General features: G+C 62.6%; 18 protein-coding genes. 7 read left to right on the forward strand and 11 right to left on the reverse strand.

Features of this window, described 5'->3' with window-relative positions:
• Nucleotides 1–29: 29 nt before the first annotated feature.
• Nucleotides 30–554: a cupin domain-containing protein gene (locus tag NTU39_RS12435; RefSeq protein ID WP_257959925.1), complete on the reverse strand. Its 525-nt coding sequence runs from the start codon at nt 552–554 to the stop codon at nt 30–32.
• 201 nt (nt 555–755) lie between these two features.
• On the opposite strand from NTU39_RS12435, the gene NTU39_RS12440 reads away from it, so the two are divergent.
• Nucleotides 756–2351, forward strand: coding sequence for an ABC-F family ATPase (locus tag NTU39_RS12440; RefSeq protein ID WP_150662450.1), 1596 nt, complete (start codon nt 756–758; stop codon nt 2349–2351).
• A gap of 151 nt (nt 2352–2502) precedes the next feature.
• Nucleotides 2503–3936 carry an aldehyde dehydrogenase family protein gene (locus NTU39_RS12445; protein ID WP_257959926.1) on the forward strand — a complete coding sequence of 478 codons (1434 nt, stop codon included), beginning with the start codon at nt 2503–2505 and terminating at the stop codon, nt 3934–3936.
• On the opposite strand, the gene NTU39_RS12450 is transcribed toward NTU39_RS12445, so the two are convergent.
• Entirely contained in the window at nt 3917–4132 is a 216-nt protein-coding gene (locus NTU39_RS12450; RefSeq protein ID WP_150662452.1) for a DUF1289 domain-containing protein, read from the reverse strand. The two genes, NTU39_RS12445 and NTU39_RS12450, sit on opposite strands and share 20 nt — an antisense overlap.
• Before the next feature lie 161 nt (nt 4133–4293).
• On the opposite strand from NTU39_RS12450, the gene NTU39_RS12455 reads away from it, so the two are divergent.
• Complete coding sequence (locus NTU39_RS12455) at nt 4294–4716, forward strand: EamA family transporter (RefSeq protein ID WP_174984390.1); 423 nt, start codon at nt 4294–4296, stop codon at nt 4714–4716.
• 4 nt (nt 4717–4720) lie between these two features.
• Here the strand turns inward: NTU39_RS12455 and NTU39_RS12460 are convergent, their stop codons facing one another.
• From NTU39_RS12460 to NTU39_RS12485, 6 genes are all read right to left on the reverse strand, one after another.
• The gene (locus NTU39_RS12460; protein ID WP_257959928.1) at nt 4721–6019 is read right to left on the reverse strand and encodes a phospholipase A; all 1299 of its coding nucleotides are present in this window, start codon (nt 6017–6019) and stop codon (nt 4721–4723) included.
• A 47-nt stretch (nt 6020–6066) separates the two neighbouring features.
• Nucleotides 6067–7626: a sensor domain-containing diguanylate cyclase gene (locus NTU39_RS12465; protein WP_150662454.1), complete on the reverse strand. Its 1560-nt coding sequence runs from the start codon at nt 7624–7626 to the stop codon at nt 6067–6069.
• A gap of 141 nt (nt 7627–7767) precedes the next feature.
• The gene (locus tag NTU39_RS12470; RefSeq protein ID WP_052252903.1) at nt 7768–9102 is read right to left on the reverse strand and encodes a putative bifunctional diguanylate cyclase/phosphodiesterase; all 1335 of its coding nucleotides are present in this window, start codon (nt 9100–9102) and stop codon (nt 7768–7770) included.
• Nucleotides 9099–9242, reverse strand: a complete 144-nt coding sequence (locus NTU39_RS12475; protein WP_174984116.1) for a hypothetical protein — start codon at nt 9240–9242, stop codon at nt 9099–9101. Before NTU39_RS12475 ends, NTU39_RS12470 begins: the two co-directional genes overlap by 4 nt.
• Before the next feature lie 199 nt (nt 9243–9441).
• Nucleotides 9442–10692, reverse strand: coding sequence for an NAD(P)/FAD-dependent oxidoreductase (locus NTU39_RS12480; RefSeq protein WP_257959929.1), 1251 nt, complete (start codon nt 10690–10692; stop codon nt 9442–9444).
• Nucleotides 10693–11113: 421 nt separating this feature from the next.
• A complete protein-coding gene (locus NTU39_RS12485; protein WP_150662456.1) occupies nt 11114–11602 on the reverse strand; it encodes a Cd(II)/Pb(II)-responsive transcriptional regulator in 489 nt (162 codons plus the stop codon).
• A gap of 383 nt (nt 11603–11985) precedes the next feature.
• Between NTU39_RS12485 and NTU39_RS12495 the strand changes: the two genes are divergently transcribed.
• On the forward strand, nt 11986–14136 hold the full coding sequence (locus tag NTU39_RS12495) for a heavy metal translocating P-type ATPase (RefSeq protein ID WP_257960081.1): 2151 nt from the start codon (nt 11986–11988) through the stop codon (nt 14134–14136).
• Between the two features lie 36 nt (nt 14137–14172).
• Here NTU39_RS12495 and NTU39_RS12500 read toward each other — a convergent pair whose 3' ends face one another.
• Nucleotides 14173–15108: a CHAD domain-containing protein gene (locus NTU39_RS12500; protein ID WP_257959930.1), complete on the reverse strand. Its 936-nt coding sequence runs from the start codon at nt 15106–15108 to the stop codon at nt 14173–14175.
• Nucleotides 15109–15520: 412 nt separating this feature from the next.
• Nucleotides 15521–15799 carry an HU family DNA-binding protein gene (locus NTU39_RS12505; protein ID WP_039398613.1) on the reverse strand — a complete coding sequence of 93 codons (279 nt, stop codon included), beginning with the start codon at nt 15797–15799 and terminating at the stop codon, nt 15521–15523.
• A 473-nt stretch (nt 15800–16272) separates the two neighbouring features.
• Between NTU39_RS12505 and NTU39_RS12510 the strand changes: the two genes are divergently transcribed.
• Complete coding sequence (locus NTU39_RS12510; protein ID WP_150662458.1) at nt 16273–17097, forward strand: phosphodiesterase; 825 nt, start codon at nt 16273–16275, stop codon at nt 17095–17097.
• A gap of 180 nt (nt 17098–17277) precedes the next feature.
• Here the strand turns inward: NTU39_RS12510 and NTU39_RS12515 are convergent, their stop codons facing one another.
• Complete coding sequence (locus tag NTU39_RS12515; protein WP_246184362.1) at nt 17278–17541, reverse strand: hypothetical protein; 264 nt, start codon at nt 17539–17541, stop codon at nt 17278–17280.
• On the opposite strand from NTU39_RS12515, the gene NTU39_RS12520 reads away from it, so the two are divergent.
• Nucleotides 17540–18838 (forward strand): PelD GGDEF domain-containing protein, encoded by a 1299-nt coding sequence (locus NTU39_RS12520; RefSeq protein WP_246184363.1) that lies wholly within the window; start codon nt 17540–17542, stop codon nt 18836–18838. The genes NTU39_RS12515 and NTU39_RS12520 overlap by 2 nt on opposite strands.
• Nucleotides 18831–19982: a tetratricopeptide repeat protein gene (locus tag NTU39_RS12525; RefSeq protein WP_257959931.1), complete on the forward strand. Its 1152-nt coding sequence runs from the start codon at nt 18831–18833 to the stop codon at nt 19980–19982. Before NTU39_RS12520 ends, NTU39_RS12525 begins: the two co-directional genes overlap by 8 nt.
• The last annotated feature ends 14 nt before the right edge of the window (nt 19983–19996 follow it).

Here is a 19996-nt window from a genome sequence, read left to right on the forward strand (position 1 = left end):
AAAAACCGCCGGATCACACCGGCGGTTTTTTATGGCTGGACGGCTGCGGGCGTCGAGAGCGGTTGCTGGGCGTCACGCGCGTAGAAAACGAGCAGTTCTGCGCCGGTATCCCCCGTGCGGCCACGATGGGGGACATCGACCAGCTCGGCGATCGTATCTCCGGCAGTGAACGTCCGGGTCGCGCCGCCCTCTGCGCGCTCGATGATCAGCGTACCCGCCACGAGATGCCCAACGATAGGCGCGGGATGCGTGTGCCAATCCATCACAGTATGCGGGGCGAGGGTGATGCGCATCAGCGTCGGGGCCGGCGCGCCCACCGCGTAGGGCCGGTATGGCGTGCCGTCCCAGGCGGTGTTGGTCATCAGGAGCGTTTCGGTCGCGACGCCCGTCTGGGTATTGCTGACCTGTGTGGCTTTGGGGTGGCCATCGGCGAGACCTGGCGTTGGCCCGCATAGGAAAAATGCCGCAGTTAATGCGGTGGCGGCAGCGGTGCGCTTTCGGAGGGTGCGTTGTCGGACGTATACGTTATAAGGCTGGGCAATGTTGACCGTCATGGGAAGGTCTCGTTCGAGAGAAGGTATGGGGACTTGCAGCCTAAGGTGGCCAAAATCCCATCACCGCTCGGTGCGTCACAAATAGGAGCATTCACAAGTGGTCATGCCACCCCCGGGGCGCGTGACACGTATCGGTGTTAAAATGTCAGGTTTCGTGGCGCAATTTCGTGCCGCCGCAACTCATCACCCCGGATACCGCCTGTGCTGTCTACTGCCAATATCACGATGCAATTCGGCGCCAAGCCGCTCTTCGAGAACATCTCCGTCAAGTTTGGCGGGGGCAACCGCTATGGCCTGATCGGTGCCAACGGTTGCGGCAAATCGACGTTCATGAAGATCCTCGGCAGCGACCTGGAGCCGAGCGCCGGCAACGTCATGCTCGAGCCGAACGTGCGTCTGGGCAAGCTCAAGCAGGATCAGTTCGCGTATGAAGACATGCGCGTGCTCGACGTCGTGATGATGGGCCACACCGAAATGTGGGCGGCCATGAGCGAGCGCGACGCGATCTACGCGAATCCGGAAGCCACCGACGACGACTACATGCACGCCGCCGAACTCGAAGCGAAGTTCGCCGAGTACGACGGTTACACCGCCGAAGCGCGTGCGGGCGAGCTGCTGCTGGGCGTGGGCATTCCGACGGATCAGCATCAAGGCCCGATGAGCAACGTCGCGCCGGGCTGGAAGCTGCGTGTGCTGCTGGCGCAGGCGCTGTTCTCGAATCCGGACGTGCTGTTGCTCGACGAACCGACCAACAACCTGGACATCAACACGATCCGCTGGCTGGAAGACGTGCTCAACGAGCGCAACTCCACCATGATCATCATTTCGCACGATCGCCACTTCCTGAACGCCGTGTGCACGCACATGGCCGACATGGACTACGGCACGCTCAAGATTTACCCGGGCAACTACGACGACTACATGCTGGCGTCGGCACAGGCTCGTGAGCGTCAGATGGCGGCGAACACCAAGGCGAAGGAACGCATCACCGACCTGCAAGACTTCGTGCGCCGCTTCTCGGCGAACAAGTCGAAGGCCCGTCAGGCGACGAGCCGTCTCAAGCAGATCGACAAGATCAAGGTGGAAGACATCAAGCCGTCGTCGCGTCAGAACCCGTTCATTCGTTTCGAGTTCGAGAAGAAGCTGCACAACCTCGCGTTCGAATTCGAGGGCATTTCGAAAGCCTACGACCGTCAGATTTTCAAGAACTTCACCGGTGCAGTGCGCGCGGGCGAACGTGTTGCGATCATTGGCGAGAACGGTGCCGGTAAGACCACGCTGCTGCGCAGCCTGATGGCCGATCTGCCGGTCGACGGCGGCAATGTGAAGTGGGCAGAAAACGCGAATATCGGCTATTTCCCGCAGGATACGTCCGAAGCATTCCCGGAAGACCAGACGCTCACCGACTGGATGACGCAGTGGGGCAAGGAAGGCGATGACGATCAGGTGATCCGTGGCTCGCTCGGCCGTCTGCTGTTCGGTGGCGACGATGTGGGCAAGTCGGTGCGCGTGCTGTCCGGTGGCGAAAAGGGCCGCATGATCTGGGGCAAGCTGATGCTGGGCCGTCACAACGTCATGATGATGGACGAGCCGACCAACCACATGGACATGGAATCGATCGAATCGCTTCAGATCGCGCTCGACAAGTATCCGGGCACCCTGATCTTCGTGTCGCATGACCGAGAATTCGTGTCGGGCCTGGCCACGCGCATCATCGAAGTGAAGAACGACGGCACGCTGGTCGATTACGCCGGGACTTACGAAGAGTATCTGGCTAGCCAGGGCGTGGAAGTCTGACGTTCACGAACGTTCGATAGATACGCCGTTACGTCGTATCAAGGGCAGGGCGCTTGCATCGCAGGCGCCCTGTTTGCGTTTACAGCGAAATGCATTGCGACGGGCGGACTACAATGGCCATTCGTTGCTCAACGCCAGCAGGAGGCAATGCATGAAGACGTACGACAAGTTTTTCATCGACGGACAGTGGGTGACGCCGGTCGGGCGCGGCACGCTGGACGTGTTCCATTCCGCCGACGCGAAGCTCATGGGCCGCATTCCCGAGGGGGCGTCGGAAGACACGGAAGCTGCGATTGCCGCTGCGCGCAAAGCGCGTGACGCATGGGCGGCTACACCGGCTGCCGAGCGTGCCGGTTATCTGCGTAAGATTGCGGCGGGCCTGAAAGCGCGCACCGACGAGCTGGCGCAAGTCATGACGGGCGAGACGGGCATGCCGATCAAACTCGTGCGTGCCATTCAGGTTGGCGGTCCCGTGTATCACTGGAACAAGTACGCCGAGCTGGCCGAGTCGTTCGAGTTCGAGGCACGCGTCGGCAATTCGTTGGTGGTGCGCGAACCGGTCGGCGTTGTGGGCGCGATCACGCCGTGGAATTACCCGCTGAACCAGATCACGCTCAAGGTCGCACCGGCGCTGGCTGCTGGTTGCACGGTGGTGTTGAAGCCATCGGAAGTGGCGCCGTTCAACGCTTTCATTCTGGCCGAAGTGATCGAAGAGGCTGGACTGCCGCCGGGCGTGTTCAATCTGGTGACGGGCCTCGGTCCAGTCGTCGGCGAGGTGCTGGCAAGGCATCCGGATGTCGACATGGTGTCTTTCACCGGATCGACGCGCGCGGGAAAACGCGTGTCGGAGGTAGCGTCGCAAACCGTCAAGCGTGTCGCGCTGGAGTTGGGTGGAAAGTCGGCCTCGGTGGTGCTAGACGATGCGGACCTTGCCGCAGCCGTCAAAGGAACGCTCAATGCCTGCTATCTGAATTCGGGGCAGACATGTTCTGCGCACACGCGCATGCTGGTGCCAGCGTCGCGCTATGACGAGGTCAAGGCATTGGCGAAAGAGGCTGTGGCACGTTTTACGTTGGGCGATCCGCGCGAGGAAACGACGCGCCTCGGGCCGCTTGCGTCATCTGCGCAACGCGAGCGCGTGCAGACGTACATCCGCAAGGGTTTGTCGGAAGGTGCGGAGTTGATTGCGGGTGGGGACACGGTGCCCGAGGGCTTCGAGGAGGGCTTCTTCGTACAGCCGACGGTGCTCGGACGTGTGACACCGGACGCCACGGTGGCGCAGGAAGAGATCTTCGGCCCTGTGCTGTCGATCATCACGTATCAGGACGAAGCCGACGCAGTGCGTATCGCTAACGATTCGATCTACGGGTTGGGCGGCGGCGTCTGGTCAGGCGATGAGGCGCGCGCGGTGCGTGTGGCCCGTCAGATTCGCACCGGACAGGTTGACATCAACGGCGGGGAGTTCAATGTGCAGGCCCCGTTCGGTGGGTTCAAGCAATCGGGCCACGGGCGGGAGAACGGCGTGTACGGCTTCGAGGAGTTCCTCGAGTACAAGTCGCTTCAGTTCAAGTCTGCGAAGTCGTAGAACTGCTGTCGCAAAAGCGCATCCCCGTGCCTTCGCGGGTGATGCGCTCCCACACCGCTGCCTTCTCTTCCTCGGTGAAAAACACCCAGTTGGAGACTTCGTAGGCGGTGCGGCCGCAACCTTTGCAGACGTCGTCGAAAAGTGTCGAGCAAACGCCAATGCAAGGGCTGTCGGGGCGGTCGTGCAATTCGGACATAGGGGAGAATTCGGCCAGGTCTGGCGGGGGTGACACAAGATGTTGCCATTATCGCATCGATGGCCGGGGCGGTTTCGATTCCCCTACGGGTGGAGGCGGACGGTGGACATTTGCGTCCGTTTCAGGTTGGCGAGGGTATTGATTGATAGGTGACGATCGTTATGCTGCGTAGCTGGCAACTTTTTGCGCTGGGCTCGGCGTTTTTCGCTGCACTGACAGCGATATTCGGCAAACTCGGGGTGGCGCAGGTCAACTCGAACATGGCTACGTTGATTCGTACCGTCATCATTTTCGGGGTGACGCTGGCCATCGTCGGCATGCGTGGGGAGTGGCAAAGGCCGACAAGCCTGAGCGCCAACACGTGGGTCTTCCTTGTCCTCTCCGGGGTCGCCACGGGGCTGTCGTGGCTCTGCTACTTCCGGGCGTTGCAACTGGGGCCGGTGTCGGGTGTCGCGCCACTCGACAAGCTCAGCGTGGCGATGGCGATGCTGATCGGGTGGGTGGTGCTTGGTGAGCCGTTTTCGCTGAAGGAGGCACTCGGCGGCGCGTTGATCGTCGCCGGCGCCCTCGTGCTGGTGTTGTGACGCCTCACCAACGGAACACGCTGTAGCCGATGCGCACCTGCGACCGCGAGTGACGGTTGTAGTCGAGCATATCTTCGCCGTAACCCGTGAAATAGCCGAGCCAGATATAGCCGCCGGTGCCCGGAATCAGCTTGCCGAGCGGATAGGTCACCTGCACATCCACACTGCCGTAGTTGCGCTTCATGCCCTTGCGAAGCGTTGCACCGATCTGCCAGCCATTGGGTTTGCCCCACAACACGAGCAAGTCCATGTAGCCCCGATAGTCCTGAATATCGGGGTTGTCCTTCTTCTCCAGATAGGCATAGAGCTTCGGCGCGATCGTCCAGTGATACTCGGACGGGTTGCCGAGCGTGAGGATCGGTTTCACGAAGACGGTGTTGATGCTGCGCGAGTCGTCGCCTGCTTTGCCGTTGGACTCGTGTTCGATACCGGCGGCGACACCCAGCGACGAGAACCAGCCAGCACGCACCCCCGTGTCGGGGACGTAGTAGAAGAAACTCGGACGGTAATTCGAGTCGCGGAACGGTGCGGATTCGGCTTCCAGATCCCACGTCGACAACTGGGTGTAGCCGAAGTACAGATTGTCGAGGAAGGATTTCGACGTGGGGTTGTCGGGCTTCAGAATGTGGAACTTGAAGCTGAGCTGAAAGCGCGCGTTAGCGTCGCCGTTCTTGCCGAACCCAATGTACATCGGCTCATTCGACGAAATACGGGCGAACTCGGCGTCGGCTGTCGGGGCGATCGCCTCGGGCGATGTGGCGGCCGGTGCCGCCGCGACTGCGGCAGACGCTGGCGCTGCTGTGCCGTTGCCAGTGCCCGAGGTCGCGCCGCTTTCCGCAGGGATCGGCGCTGCGGCGACCATCGGTTCGGCAGGTGCGGCGCGATCCAGCACCACGGTGGTGATCGAGGCGTCCCAGTCGACCGGCTCGATGCGTACGGACCCGCGTAACTCTTTGGGCAGGACTGCTGAATAAGAGACGCGACGGAACTGTCCGTTGGACAGGGTGAGCTGAGCGGGGACGATCGCGGCCCGCTTCAGATGCAGCAGTGTCGGTTTGAAGTCGTCGTTAGAGATGCGAACGACGATTTCTTCCGGCAAATGGATGGTCTTGCGGCCTGGCGAGTCCTGTGTGGCCAACAGCATGAGCTGCAACGGCGCACCGCCTGTAAGGGCGCGCGGCGGTTGCAGTAGCGAGAGATCCGCATATGCGGCGCTACTCAGGGCCAGGCAGAGGGCGGCTGCGCCGACCTGAACGGCGCGAAGCGGCGATGGGGCGAATGTGGCGAGATTCGTCTTGAGCATCGATCCGGTCTGAGTTGGCGACTTCAGGCCGGGATGCCTGAAGCCGGTTAAGAACCGCCTCGGGTGAGTACCCGGAGGTCGGATTCGCGGGCGCAGCGATCGCGTCCACGAGATTTGGCAAGGTACAGCGCTGCGTCGGCGCGTTGCAGCCAGGCGTTGTCGTCGTCACCCGTGTGCCATTGGGCTACGCCGGCACTTATCGTGAACTGAAGCGATCGACCGTCGACGTTGATGCGTGATTCGCGAACGGCTTCGCGCAGCCGTTCAGCGGCGTCGAACGCCCGTGCTTCTGTGGCGCCACTCAGGATAATAGCGAATTCTTCGCCCCCCAAACGACCGCAGATGTCATCTTCGCGTAACGATTCGTGACAAAGCCGGACAAAGGTGGCCAATACCGTGTCGCCCAGCGCATGTCCCCAGGTGTCGTTGATCTGCTTGAAATGGTCCAGGTCGACAAGGATGACACTTGTCGGCACGTCTGCGGAATCCGCCTGCATGACTTCGGCACGCAGGCGCTTGAGGAAGTGGCCGCGTGAAAGCGCGCCGGTCAGTGCGTCGTACTTCACCTCGTGTTCGAGGGCTGCATTTTTTGCCAGCGTGTCCGTCAACTGGAGCTTTTCGCGGCGCAGGTAGCGCACGAGCAGATAGAGCGCGCCAGCCGAGCTGAGCAGCAACGCGAACACCAGTAAGGCATAACGTCGTCGTTCGACCGAGAGGCTGCCGAGCGTTGGCGCTTCGCTCATGGTGTAAATCACCATGTCGCCGTCCGACGACGGTTCGACATCCAACAAATACGGCTGATTGTCAGGGCGCACGCGTACCAGCCGCGCACTGTGTTTGTTGTCCTCGTCGTCCGGTCCCATTTTGAGAAAGTTGGGCGTGCTGGGTGTCAGATCGTAGTTTTCGATGGGGACGACAGTGAAGTCTTCCTGCATATACAGATGGCGGCGCTCCGGGCGTGAGAGATTGAACACCGCTGCACCCGGCACCGCCAGTCCGGTGAAGGTCGGGTCGTTGGCGAGCACGATCACGCCATTTTTGTCCGTGATGAACGAAGCGCCGCTGTCGACCCAGTGCGACAACCGACGAATGCCGAGCTTGACGACAACGACGCCGACCAGAATGCCGTCGTGATAGACCGGCGCGGTGAAGTACATGCCAGGCATTCCCGTCTTGCGTCCGGTGACGTATTGCTGCCCCGCGCCGCCAAGGACTGCCGTGTTGAAGTAGTCGCGGTCGCCGTAGCGGTCGCCGATCAGCGGGTTCGTCGAACTGAAGTCGCTGGACGCGATGGTGATGCCGTCGGGCGTTCCTAACCAGACGAGATCCGCGCCGAAATACAGCTGCGCGACGCGCAGCAGCTCATTGACGGGCTTCAGGACGGGATTCGCCAGCAGTATCTGTCGCGCTTTGTCCTGCGGAACATGTGTCAGAGGATGGGTGGCAATCGAATTCGCGGCGGACTGAATCTGCTCGATTTGCGCGAGGACCTGCGGGATGCCGCGAATGAGCATCAGATCCTGATTGACCGTATGAACGGTGCCATGCGCCAGCCTCGTGGCGATGCTGCGCTCCTCGTAAAGCAGGCGCGCGGCACGGTTCGCCACGAGTTGGTCGGCAGCGAAACGCGCCAGACCCCAGGCGACAAGGACACACAGCAGAACGACGACGCCGCACAAAAAGGCGAAAGCGGCATGTCGACGGGAAAGAGGGGCGTTGACCAACGGCAAAGGCGGTTGCTGACGCGTTTACAGGCGCCCGTGCCAGTCTCGAATGAACGTTTCGATGTGCCCGGGCGGTAAGGGACGCGTGCAATGATACCCCTGCCACGCGTGACAGCCCAGCGATGCAAGCGCATCGCGTTGCGCACTGGTCTCCACGCCTTCGGCCACCGTTTCGATTTCGAGCTTGCGGGCGATGGCGATGATCGCGCGGATCAGTTCGGTGTCATAGCCGCCGAGCAGCACCCCGGCCACGAACTGATAGTCGATCTTGACGGTGCCGAACGGCCACCGTTTGAGCCGCACGAAGCTCGAATAGCCGGTGCCGAAGTCGTCGAGCGACAAGCGCACGCCCATCGCGACGAGTTCGTTCATCAGCGTGGCGGCTTCGTCGAGATGCGAGATCAGCGACGACTCGGTGATCTCGATCTCCAGCTTGTCCGGCGGCACGCGGTGGTGTTTGAGGGCGTAGCGAACCGTCTCCAGCGTCTGCACGCGCATTTGCTGCGCGGAGAGATTCACGGCCACGCGAGGGTACTCTTCACCGTCCGTATGCCACTTGTCGAGCTGACGACACGCTTCGTGCAGTGTCCAGTCGCCAATGGGACCGATTACGTCGCACCGCTCGGCCGCCGGAATGAACTCACCCGGCATGATGAGTTCGTCGTCCCGTTGCCAGCGGATCAGGGCTTCGAGGCCCGTCAACCGATGCGTACGCATGTCGATCTGCGGCTGATAGTGCAGGCGGAATTCCGAGTCCGAGAGCGCGCGTCCGATGGCGCTGCGCCAATAATGCTCGTTGCCTGCATCGTCCGGCGGGGCAATACCCTCGGTCGGCGCGGCAGGGGCTTCGGTGACGAGAAAGCGCGACGCGCTCTCGCGAATGGCCTGATCGGCGACGTCGGACGTATGTTCAAGCAGGGTGGCCGGCCACACGGGAACCTGCGGCAGATGCGTGATGCCCGCCGAGACGATCGGGTAGAGCAGCCCGTTGCCGCACGGCACCGGCGATTCGCCCGCCCGAATGAAGCGGCGCGTAATCTGTACGGCGGCCTCGCGGCTGCTCAGGTCGCGTAGCAGAATCGCCACCTGCTGATCCGAAACGCGGCCGATGAGGTCGCGACGTCGAATGCGCGAGCCGATGCGAAAAGCCACCGTCGCGAGCAGATCCGCGTCGGAGATTGCCTGTTGACTGGACGCCTTGCGCTGGCCCCGACCCACGTGCAGCACGACTAGCGCGCTGTGGCTGTTGGGCGGGCTCGGGGTCCTCAGCTCGAGACTGAGGGCGCGCAAAAGCCGCTGGCGATCCAGCAGCAAATCGGCGAGGACGACTTGCCGTCGCAGCGCGTTCGTATCGTTCATCTCGGCAGGCAGGCAAACATCGCCTGAACGGTTGAGCGATTGTCATCGGCGCGTTCAATGCTGGCGAGGCCATCCAGCAGGAAAAGCCCACGCGTCGAACAGGTCGTGCCGCCAGAAAACCCTTGAATCATGTTCTGCATAAGACGCGTAAATGTGTCGGCCGTCGTGCGAGGAGTGAATCGGGCGCACCGTCCGGTGCGCCGTTTCCTTCGCGTTCCGGCAGACCGCGCGCAAGGCGTGGCCCGACTAGAAGCTCGTTCCCGATCGCGAGACCGGGTCCTTTGACATTTAACGGCACCCAAATTTGAAAATTGAGTGCGGGTTTCACCTACGGTCAACTCAGCGTGGGCGCGCCAGCCATTCGCGGCCCCGAAGCATAAAGTCCCAATAAACCTTTGGCAGCACGTATTTTTTCAGGACCCACGCAAAACGGTTCGCGTGCGTACCGTCGATAGGGAATGTAGGGAGAAGTTTCCCGCCATAGCCGAATTCCGCAAGCACGATCTTGCCGTGCTCCACGGTAAGTGGACAAGCACCGTACCCGTCGTATTGCAGTGAAAGGGGGCGGCCATCCATCGAGGCGAGCAAGTTTTCGGCGACGACAATGGCCTGTTTGCGCGCTGCGGCGGCGGTTTTGGCGTTGGGTGCGGAAATCGCGTCGCCGAGACCGAACACGTTGGCATAGCGCGCGTGGCGCAGCGTCGCCGGGTCGACTTCACACCAACCCGCAGCGTCGGCCAGCGGGCTCGCTCGCAAGACGTCCGGCGCACTTTGCGGCGGCACCACGTGCAGCAGATCGAACGGCTTGTCGACGAACTGCGATTGCCCGTCAGCATCGAAAATCTCGAAACGCGCCACACGGCGCTCGCCATCCACCGCACGCAGATGCGAGAGATGATTGAGCGAGATGCGATATCGCTGGACGTACTCCATCAGCGCCGGGATGTAGTCTTTGACGCCGAACAGGGCGGGTGCCACGAGATGAAACTCGATCTTCGTCTTGTCCAGCAGACCGCGTTGACGCCAAGTATCGGCCGAGAGATACATGGCTTTTTGCGGGGCGCCCGCGCACTTGATCGGCATCGGCGGCTGCGTGAACAGGGCATTGCCGCCCTTGAATTCGCGAACCAGCGACCACGTGTACGGGGCGAGATCGAAGCGGTAATTGGAGGTCACGCCATTGCGGCCGAGCGTTTCGCTCAAGCCGTCGATGGCTTCCCAATTCAGTTGCAGCCCGGGCGCCACAATGAGGAAGCGGTAGCCGAGGCGACGCCCGTCCGAGAGCAGCACTTGCTGGCGCTCCGGCGCGAAAGCCGTGACCGCAGCCTGGATCCAGTTCACGCCTTCGGGAATCACGCTCGACATCGGGCGGGCCGTGCGGGAGGCGTCGAATTCGCCGGCGCCGACGAGGGTCCAGGCGGGCTGATAGTAATGCGTGTCGGCCGGATCTACGATCGTGATCGAGAGCGTCGGACGGCGGCGGCGCAGACTTGCGGCAACCGAAATACCGGCCGCCCCCGCACCCATGATGACGATGTCGGCGTTGCTCTCCGTCGCGGGTGCTGGCGTCGCGGATACATCGCTGGACATAAGGTCTCCGACAAGTGATCAAAAAATGAAACGGATTACGACATATCGGTGCGTAATCCGAGCGTCACGCAACACGCCCTGTGAGGCGGTTACGAAGCGTGCGGGACATTCTACGTTCACTTGCCCCCAATTTCGCGGGAAACAGGGCGATTTCTCACAATTTTTACGTTTTGATCAACTGGAGAACGTTTAGGGCGTGTGCCATCTGCGTGACGACGCTGCGTTGGCCAATGCGCAGATCGTGACGCACCTCGTGCGACGTGTTTTGTCTTGCGTGAGGGTGGATGCGGCGAGTGCCGGAGCGGACAGCGGATGTTGACGCGGGCATCACGGATGTGATGCCCGGGAATGTTTGTGTAATGTGCAGAATCGGTTTGCGCCGCCGGTCATGCGACGCGAAAAAAACGGGAACGTTTGCAATTTACGCGTGCGCGTGCGCGTGACCGTGCTTGTGGTCGTGCTCGCAAGCGACTTCGATGGGGTCCGTCTCGTTGTGACAAGCGCAGGCCTCGCCCTGTGCGCCTTGCATGAGTGCGCGCAGGATGCCGCAGTCGCTCGTCTCATGACGGCTACGGCATTGCGCTTGCAGATGCAGAAGCTGCTGCTCCAACGCCTGCAATTCGTGGATGCGCGTATGCACGCGTGCCAGATGTGCCTCGATCAGTTGGTTGGCATCTTCGCACGTCACATGGGTGTCGTGCGCCAGTTCGCCGAGTCGTTTGGCATCGGCGAGCGGCATGTCGAGCGAACGGCAGTGACGGATGAAGCGCAGGGCGTCCAGGTGTTCGTCGCCGTAGGTGCGATAACCAGCGTCGGTTCGCGGCGGCGGCGGCAGCAGGCCCGCGCGCTCGTAATAGCGGATGGTTTCGACATCGGTGCCCGCCGCTCGGGCCAGTTCTCCGATTTTCATACTTGACTCCGTAGTCACTACAGGGTTTTGAATAAAGGGTAACACGAATCATGTAACCAGGAGTTCACATGTCCAACCCTTCGGAATCGGGCCGTTTGGCGGGTCTGACCACTGCGGCGACGGCGAATCGGGAGATGCCCGGCCATGGAAATGGTCCAGCGCAAGGGCATGATCACGAGACCTGTCACGGGCATTCGCATGAGCACACGCCACCGTCACAGGGGCATCGGCATGCCCACGATCACGGCCATCGTCACGACGGTCATGCTCACGACCATGACCATGACCATGGCAGCCACGGCGTAACCGCCGCCCACACGCATGACGACGCCTCGTGCTGTTCGGGCGGCGCGAGTTTTGCGCCGTCGGCACCGGCACCCGCAATGGATGCGCCGCAGGCGCGCTTCCGTATCGATCAGATGGACTGTCCGACAGAGGAGCGTCTGATTCGAGATCAGCTTGAGCGTCGTCCCAGCGTCGACACGTTGTACTTCAACCTGCTCAAGCGTGAACTGACGGTCGTTTTCGACAAGCGCGCGTCGGCGTCCGATGTCGATCGTGAGCGCGATGCCGTGGCGGACACCCTGCGCAAACTGGGGATGACGCCCGTGCCGCTTTCCGGCGAGAACGCTGGCGCAGCCGCACCGCCGCCCGCCAAGCGGACAAGCGACGTTGTCCGGCTCGTCGCCGGTGGTGTGCTGGCTGCCGCGAGCGAGGTCGCGGTCTGGTCCGGCGTGCCTGAGCACAGCCCGTGGGTGGGTGCGATGGTTGTCGCCGCCATTCTTGCGTGTGGCTTGCCGACGCTCAAGAAGGGCTGGATCGCGCTGCGGCACTTCACACTGAACATCCACTTCCTGATGTCGCTTGCCGTGATCGGCGCGATGCTCATCGGTCAGTGGCCCGAAGCGGCCATGGTGATCGTACTGTTTGCGTTGTCCGAAAAGCTTGAGGCGGCATCGTTGACCCGAGCGCGTCGCGCCGTCGAGGCGTTGATGCGTCTCGCGCCGGATCAGGCGTCGGTGCAGCAGGCCGACGGCACCTGGGCGGATGTCCCCGCAGCAACACTTGCTGTGGGGGCGCGGGTGCGGGCGCGTCCGGGTGAGCGCATTGCCATCGATGGCGTGATCGAGGAGGGTGCGTCAGCGCTGAATCAAGCGTCGATTACCGGTGAGAGCGTGCCTGTCGACAAGACGGTTGGGGATGACGTCTACGCAGGCAGCATCAACGAAAGCGGTCTGATCGTGTATCGCACGACGGTCGCCCCCGGCGATACGACGCTCGCGCGCATCGTGCGCATTGTCGAAACGGCCCAGCAGCAACGCTCGCCGACGCAACGCTTCGTCGACAAGTTCTCACGCATTTACACGCCGGTCGTGGTGCTTTGCGCGCTGCTGGTCGCAATTGTGCCGCCGCTGGCGTTCGGCCTGGCCTGGTCGCCGTGGATCTACAAGGCGCTGGTGATGCTGGTCATCGCATGCCCCTGCGCGTTGGTGATTTCCACGCCGGTCACGGTCGTGAGCGGGCTGACGGCCGCCGCGCGCGCCGGGATTCTGATCAAGGGCGGGGCGTTTCTGGAGAGTGGCCGCCTGATCCGTGCGGTCGCACTCGACAAGACGGGCACGCTCACGCGTGGCGAACCGCGCCTGACCGATGTCGTGCCGTTGCGCGGCACATCTCGCGACGAAGCCCTGACGCTCGCCGCCGCACTGGACGCTCAGACGACTCACCCGATCGCGCGCGCCGTCGTCGAAGGTCATGCGCAGGCGGGGCTTGGGGCGTTGCCGTCCGTGACCGACTTCGAGGCGCTGGTGGGGATGGGGGTGAAGGGGCGTGTCGGTGAAACGCTTTACTACCTCGGCAACCATCGTCTGATTGAATCGTTGGGGGTGTGCAATGCCGAGGTGGAGGCCGAACTGACGCGTCTCGAGGCGCAGGCACGTACCGCTATCGTGCTGGCAAGCGAAACGCAGGCGCTGGCGGTGCTGGCCGTGGCCGATACGCTGCGTGAGGAAAGCCGTGAGGCCATTGCCCAATTGACGAAGATGGGTGTGCGCACCGTCATGCTCACGGGCGACAACAGGGCTACCGCTCAGGTCATCGGTGAGCAATCGGGCGTGAGCGATGTGCGTGCCGAGATGCTGCCGGAAGATAAGTGGCAAGCCGTGTCGTCACTGCGCGAAAAGTACGGTCACGTAGGGATGGTGGGCGATGGCATTAACGATGCGCCTGCGCTGGCGGCAGCCGACGTCGGTTTCGCAATGGGGGTGACGGGCACGGACAGCGCGCTCGAGACCGCCGATGTCACGCTGATGGACGACGATTTGCGCAAATTGCCAGCGTTTCTGGCGCTTTCGCAGCGTTCGGCGACCGTGCTCCAGCAAAACATCGCTGTCGCCCTTGGGATCAAGGCCGTGTTTTTCGCACTCGCAGTGATGGGCCTCGCGTCGCTGTGGATGGCGGTATTTGCGGACGTGGGAGCGAGCCTGCTGGTGATCGCAAACGGCATGCGTCTGCTTCGTACCAAGGTCGTCTGAGTCGTCTGAGTCGTGTGACGTTGGGTTGCCTGATGCCTACGCCTTGCGCATGCCGCGCTCAAGGCGATGGGCGTCGGGCAATTGGCATAGCGCGTGCGCGGCGCGGCTGGTGGCGTTGACGATGATCGCGTCAAGGCGTGCCGTCAGCGTCTCGCGGTGTTCCGTCGAGATGGGCATGTCTTCCAGCGCACGTTGCGCGACCGCAGCATCGTTGATATGCCCGAGCAACGTTTGCGCGGTGCGCAATGTTTCGTGATACGGCAAGCGAAGCGACTTGCGCAGCCACGGCGTGAGCGCCTCGGCGCTATAACGCGCCTTCTTGAGCTTGACGCGCAACGCGTGCAACTGCTCGGTATCGAGCATCGCCAACTGGCGACAATCAGGAAATAGCCCAATGTATCGTTCGCGAAGCACGTTATGCGCGTGTTTCGCCAGTGCGCGTGGCCGCTTGCCGGGCGTACGCGACGGGCGTCGTAAGGCTTTGGCTGCGCGCGCATCGGCCCTGCCGTTGTGAACGCCAAAGGCATCGCGCAACAGCCCATGCAACGCGCGTTGGCGATCGCTCGTCAGCGCGGTGGCGGCTTGCGCCCGAGCGTCGCTGCGAACCTTCGACAGATGCGCATCGACCGCAATCCAGTCGACATCCGGATATTCGAGGCGTAAGACCGGAAGTGTCTCGGTGGTCAAAACATCTGCGTCGCGCACGGGCCCCATCGAATGCCCAAGCCAACTCAGCTCGGCGACGAGTTGACGATGCCAGCGCGGTTTTAGCCATGGCGAGTAGATGTCGATCAGCGCACGAAGGCGACGCGTCGCGATGCGCAACTGATGAACGGCTTCAGGGGGAATGGTGTCGACGTTGGCCGCGTCTTCTGCCGCGTCTTCTGCCGCGTCTTCTGCCGCATCGGGCAGCGTTGGCCATTGCGTCAATGCAGACGCCACGTGCATGACCAGCAGACGGGATGCCGACATACGCCGCATTTGGGCAGACGACGGTAGTGCGCCTTCCTCGGCCTGACGAGAGCCGGTAGCGGAGAAACTTTCGGAAGAGGCGGCGGAAGCCGCTAACGGCGCGCGTGTCATGTTACGCAACATAGCATAGTTGCCTGAGCGCATGACGCGGCAAAGCGGGTGCAGCACTTTGTCGCGGGCGCCTCTGCTTTGCGCAGAGCGGGGCACAGGCCACCCGCGCGGCACGCAGCGTCACATCAGTCGTGGACCTCGCGAGAGGATGACGTGACGCCTTCTCATTGCTGCGCATGGCACATCGGGATTCTACTGCGGAATCCAGCAGGAAACCTGTCGAACCCGCTGTCGAAATCGACGGCCGAATGCGAGCAAAAAAGATAGGCCGGCACGGAGGCCGGCCTGCGCGCAACTGGTTTTACTTCTTGTTCACAGCGTCCTTGAACGCCTTGCCAGCCGTGAACTTCACGGTCTTGGCTGCCGGGATCTTGATCGCTTCGCCAGTCTTCGGGTTGCGGCCGGTACGCGCAGCGCGCTTGCCCGAACCGAACGAGCCGAAGCCGATCAACTGAACCGAGTCACCCTTGGCGACTGCCTTCTTGACGGTCTCGAGCAGAGCGTCGATGGTTTCGCCAGTTTGAGCCTTGCTTGCACCCGTAACACCAGCGACGGCGTCGATCAGTTCCTGTTTGTTCATGTGTGTTTCCCTTGAGAGGTGGTGAATACCGGCGACAACTCTAACACTTTCGCCATTTGACGAGTGTCGGTGTTGTATCCGCGCCATAAGGCACGCGGCATACGCCAGAATGTCGCCTTCGCGGCACGTCACGCGAACCTGATCCGAAGACCGGTTGCGTCACGCATCGTGAGGGCGCCGGCACTGGCCGGGCAGCCGCATTATAGAGCCTTCGGCGGGCTGTGGGCCAGTCCTGACAACGGTTTGCGGCGATTTTGTTGTGCAATGCCGCGTACTTTCTCGTTCTTGATGGCAAAACCCCGGTATCTGCGGGCATCTCCGGTCATGCCCCCGCGCAATCCCTTGCTGGGCGGGCTTTGGGGGTTTCCCTAGCGTTTTAGGGCTTGCGCGGACGGGCGTCTTTTGGTTGGTCATTCGGGTGTCATTTGCGATGGCTAGCGTGACGCCGCCAATCGACATTGAGGAACCGCTTCATGCTGCTCTGTCAGATCACCGACCTCCACATCACGCGTCCTGGCATGCTCGCTTGCGGACGCGTCGACACCGCGCGCGCCTTGCGCAATGCGATCGCCACCATCAATCGCTGGACGCCACGACCTGACGCCGTCATCGCAACCGGCGACCTGATCGACACACCGCATCTATCGGAATACGAAGTACTTCGTGAGTGCCTGGCAGACCTCGAAATACCGCTCTATCTGGTGGTCGGCAATCACGATCATCGTGAAGGGCTGCGTGACGCTTTTCCGGAGCATGCCTATCTGCATACGAACGAAACGTTCGTGCAATACCGCGTCGATCTCGGTCCGCTCACTGTTTTGACCCTCGATACGCAAGACCCGCCGAGCGCGGGCGGCCATTTGTGCGACGCGCGACTCGCATGGCTCGATGAGCAGCTCCACGCCTGCGAGGGACGCCCGACGATCATTGCAATGCACCATCCGCCGTTCGATACGGGCATCGAGTTCATGGACGGCTACGGCCTTTCCGTGCAGGGTCGAGCAGGGTTCGCGCAGGTGATAGCGCAGCATCGTCACATCGAACGGGTGATCTGCGGGCATCTGCATCGCAGCATTCATGCGAGTGTGGACGGTGCGCCGGGGATCATGGCGAGTACGTGTGTGTCGACCGCGCACCAGATCACGCTCGGGCTGGCTGCGGGGGCGCCGGGGTCGGTCACGCTTGAGCCACCCGGCTTCGCCATGCACCTGTGGCAACCGGGCGCGGGCGTGCGTACGCATCTTGCTTACGTCGGTCCGCACGAGGGGCCGTTTTCGTTCGACGGCGAACCCCGGTAAGGGGCGGCTTGCGTCGGTATCCTGAGCATTCATGCGGGTTGGCAGCGAGAAAGAATGGGGACGAAAGTAGGACTGCGCGTGTGTAAAGTGCTTCTCCATCAAACATACGAGATCAGTTCGGATCAGCAGTCAAAGGCCGTCCCGGTGCGCAAGATTCGCGGGACGGGAGCGACGGGTCTTTCACAGGAACTGTCGATCCGTGGCCCATGACCCAGGCATGAATGAAAAGGCCGGGCAGGGCGCTTTCTGATAACGGGGAATCATGCATACCGACGCCGAACCGGCGAGCGCCCATCGCGCCGGTGCTTCGTCATCTCCTTCCGCTTCTTCGGCTTCCGGCGCATCGACGTCATCATCGTCGCCATCGTCATCGACGACGCGCGTACGCCGATCGCAGCCGCTCGGAAATCTGGGACGCTGGGGGCGGCGGGTTGCACCGGCCATGTCGCGTTCCTTTGCGCTGCTGGAGGTTTTGATCGCCACGCTGATCGCGGTGGTGGTGGCCTGGCGGCTGCGTCCCGACGATCCTCTGCTGCTCACCACGCAATTCCCGTGGCTCTGGCTCGTTTCGCTCATTGGCGCCTTGCGCTACGGCTCGCTGGCCGGGGCGGCGAGCGGGGCGTTGCTCATGGCGGCGTGGCATGTCCTGTGCGGCCCTTCCGGCGCGCCGTTTCCGATGGCGCACTTTGCGGGTGGTATGACGATGGCGCTCGTCGCCGGTCACTTCTGTGACATCTGGTCCCATCGCGCACTCAGATCGCAGGGCATCAACGCTTACTACAGCGACCGCCTCGTCGCGATTACTCACAATCACTATTTGCTGCGCGTGTCGCATGAGCGGCTGGAGCGTGATCTGCTTGCGCGTCCTGTCACGTTGCGCGATGCATTGACGCGTCTGCGCGACCTCACCGTACGGCGTTCGGGTGATGTTCATGGTGCGCCCGGCGGCCTGCCCAACGCACAACCGATGCTCGAATTCGCTGCGCTGACCTGCCAGATCGAAGTCGCCGCCTTGTTCGCGGTGCGTGGCGACCGGCTTACGACGACGCCCATCGCACGGGTCGGGGAAGGGTTCGAGCCGGACGTCGATGACCCGTTGGTGCGGCACTGTCTGGGCGAGGGCACGCTGGCGCATGTGAAGGCCGACGATGCCGCCAGCGACGGCAGCCCCTATCTGGCCTGCGTGCCGCTGCTTGACGCTGAAGGGTCGCTGACCAGCGTATTGATCGTGCGACGCATGCCATTCCTCGCGCTTAATCACGACAATCTGCAACTGTTGCTCGTGTTGCTCGCGTACTACGCCGACGGCGTCGTGCATCAGCCGCTCGTGTCGAGCGTCAGAGCATTGGTGCCGCAAGCCCCGTATGACTTCGCGTTAGAACTCGGACGGCTCGCGCGCCTCAAGCGTGCGAGCGGCATCGAATCGTCGCTGGTCGCGCTGGCGTTTCCGCGCGGTGCACGAGGCGACTCGTTGTTCGAGCAGACGGTGCGCCAGCGCCGGGCACTCGACGCCATGTGGACGATCGGCACGCCGCGACGGCAAATCGCCATCGCACTCATGCCCATCACGGACGAGCACGGCATCGACGGTTATCTGATGCGAGTGGAGACATTGCTGCGTCAGCAGTACGACGTCGACTTTCAGAGCGGCCATATTGCCGTGCACACTGCACACGTCGATGCCGACGCCCCGGGCGATGGTCTGCTCAAGCTGATGGAGCGCTGCGTCGATCATGCCTGAGCGCCATTCGTCACGCGGATCCGCAAGCGCTGTCTGGCGACTCCGGCAACGGGGCGCTGCGCGTGGTGTGCGGGTCATCCGCTGGGCGCTGACGCTGGCCTTGGCGGTGCTCGCCGTCGCGGCGCAGTGGCACGTGCTGCGACTCGTTTTGCGAACGGCAACGTGGGACACACCGTTCATCGCGCCGGCCGTCACCGGCCTGGTTCCCGATGCCATGCCCGTCGTGCTGGCATGGCAAGCGATCGCTGCACTGCTGGCGGGCGGGTTCGTGACGTGCGCGCTGCCTGCGAGCTATCGCGATCGTCGTGGCGTGTTCGGGCATATCGCGCTGGCGACCTTTTTCCTGCCGGTGGCGGGCATGGTCGTCGTAATGGGCGTGCTGCTGATGGGGTATCTGTTCCCACCGCCGCGTGAGTCGATGCCGGCGGGCCGCGTGGAAACACCGGGTTTCGTCTCGCACCTGGTGGCGCGTGTGCGTCACGGTGCGGGCATGCGTCTGCGGGCACGGCTGCGCAACGTGCAGGGCGAGCGCGACGACCGCGTTGCCGCTCTCATCTCCGTGCAGGCGCTGCCCTCGCGGGTCACGAGCGAGATTGCGCGCGACCTGCTGGCGGACCCGGTGGAGGAGGTGCGCCTGCTCGCGTACGGCATTCTCGACGGAATGGAGAAGCGGATCATGCAGCAGATCTTCGTGATGCGCGACCGGCACGAGGCGGCCGAGGACGACGATGAGCGCGCACATGCCTGTGTTTGTCTCGCGCAACTCTACTGGGAACTGATTTACCAGAACCTCGTGCGTGGCGAAGTCTTGCGCTTCACGCTGGAGCGCGTAGAGAAGTTCGCGCGCGACGCACTTGAGCAGCACGAAGACGATGCGTCCATGTGGTATCTGCTGGGCCGCTGTGCCCTGATGCGCGAGAACCCCGACGTGGCCGAAATGCACTTGCGTCAGGCGCAGTTCCACAACTTTCCGACCGAACGCCTGTTGCCGTGGCTGGCGGAAGCTGCGTTCCAGCGGCGTCGCTATGACCGCGTTTCGCTGTTGCTCGGCGGGCTGGGCGCGGGTGTGACCGGTGCTACGGGCGTGTCCAATGTCACCGCCTCGCCGGTCGTTCAACCTGCCGTGCGCTTCTGGACGCGCTGACGCCCATGGCTTCG

Source organism: Pandoraea commovens, assembly GCF_024704525.1.
GTDB classification, from domain to species: Bacteria; Pseudomonadota; Gammaproteobacteria; order Burkholderiales; family Burkholderiaceae; genus Pandoraea; species Pandoraea commovens.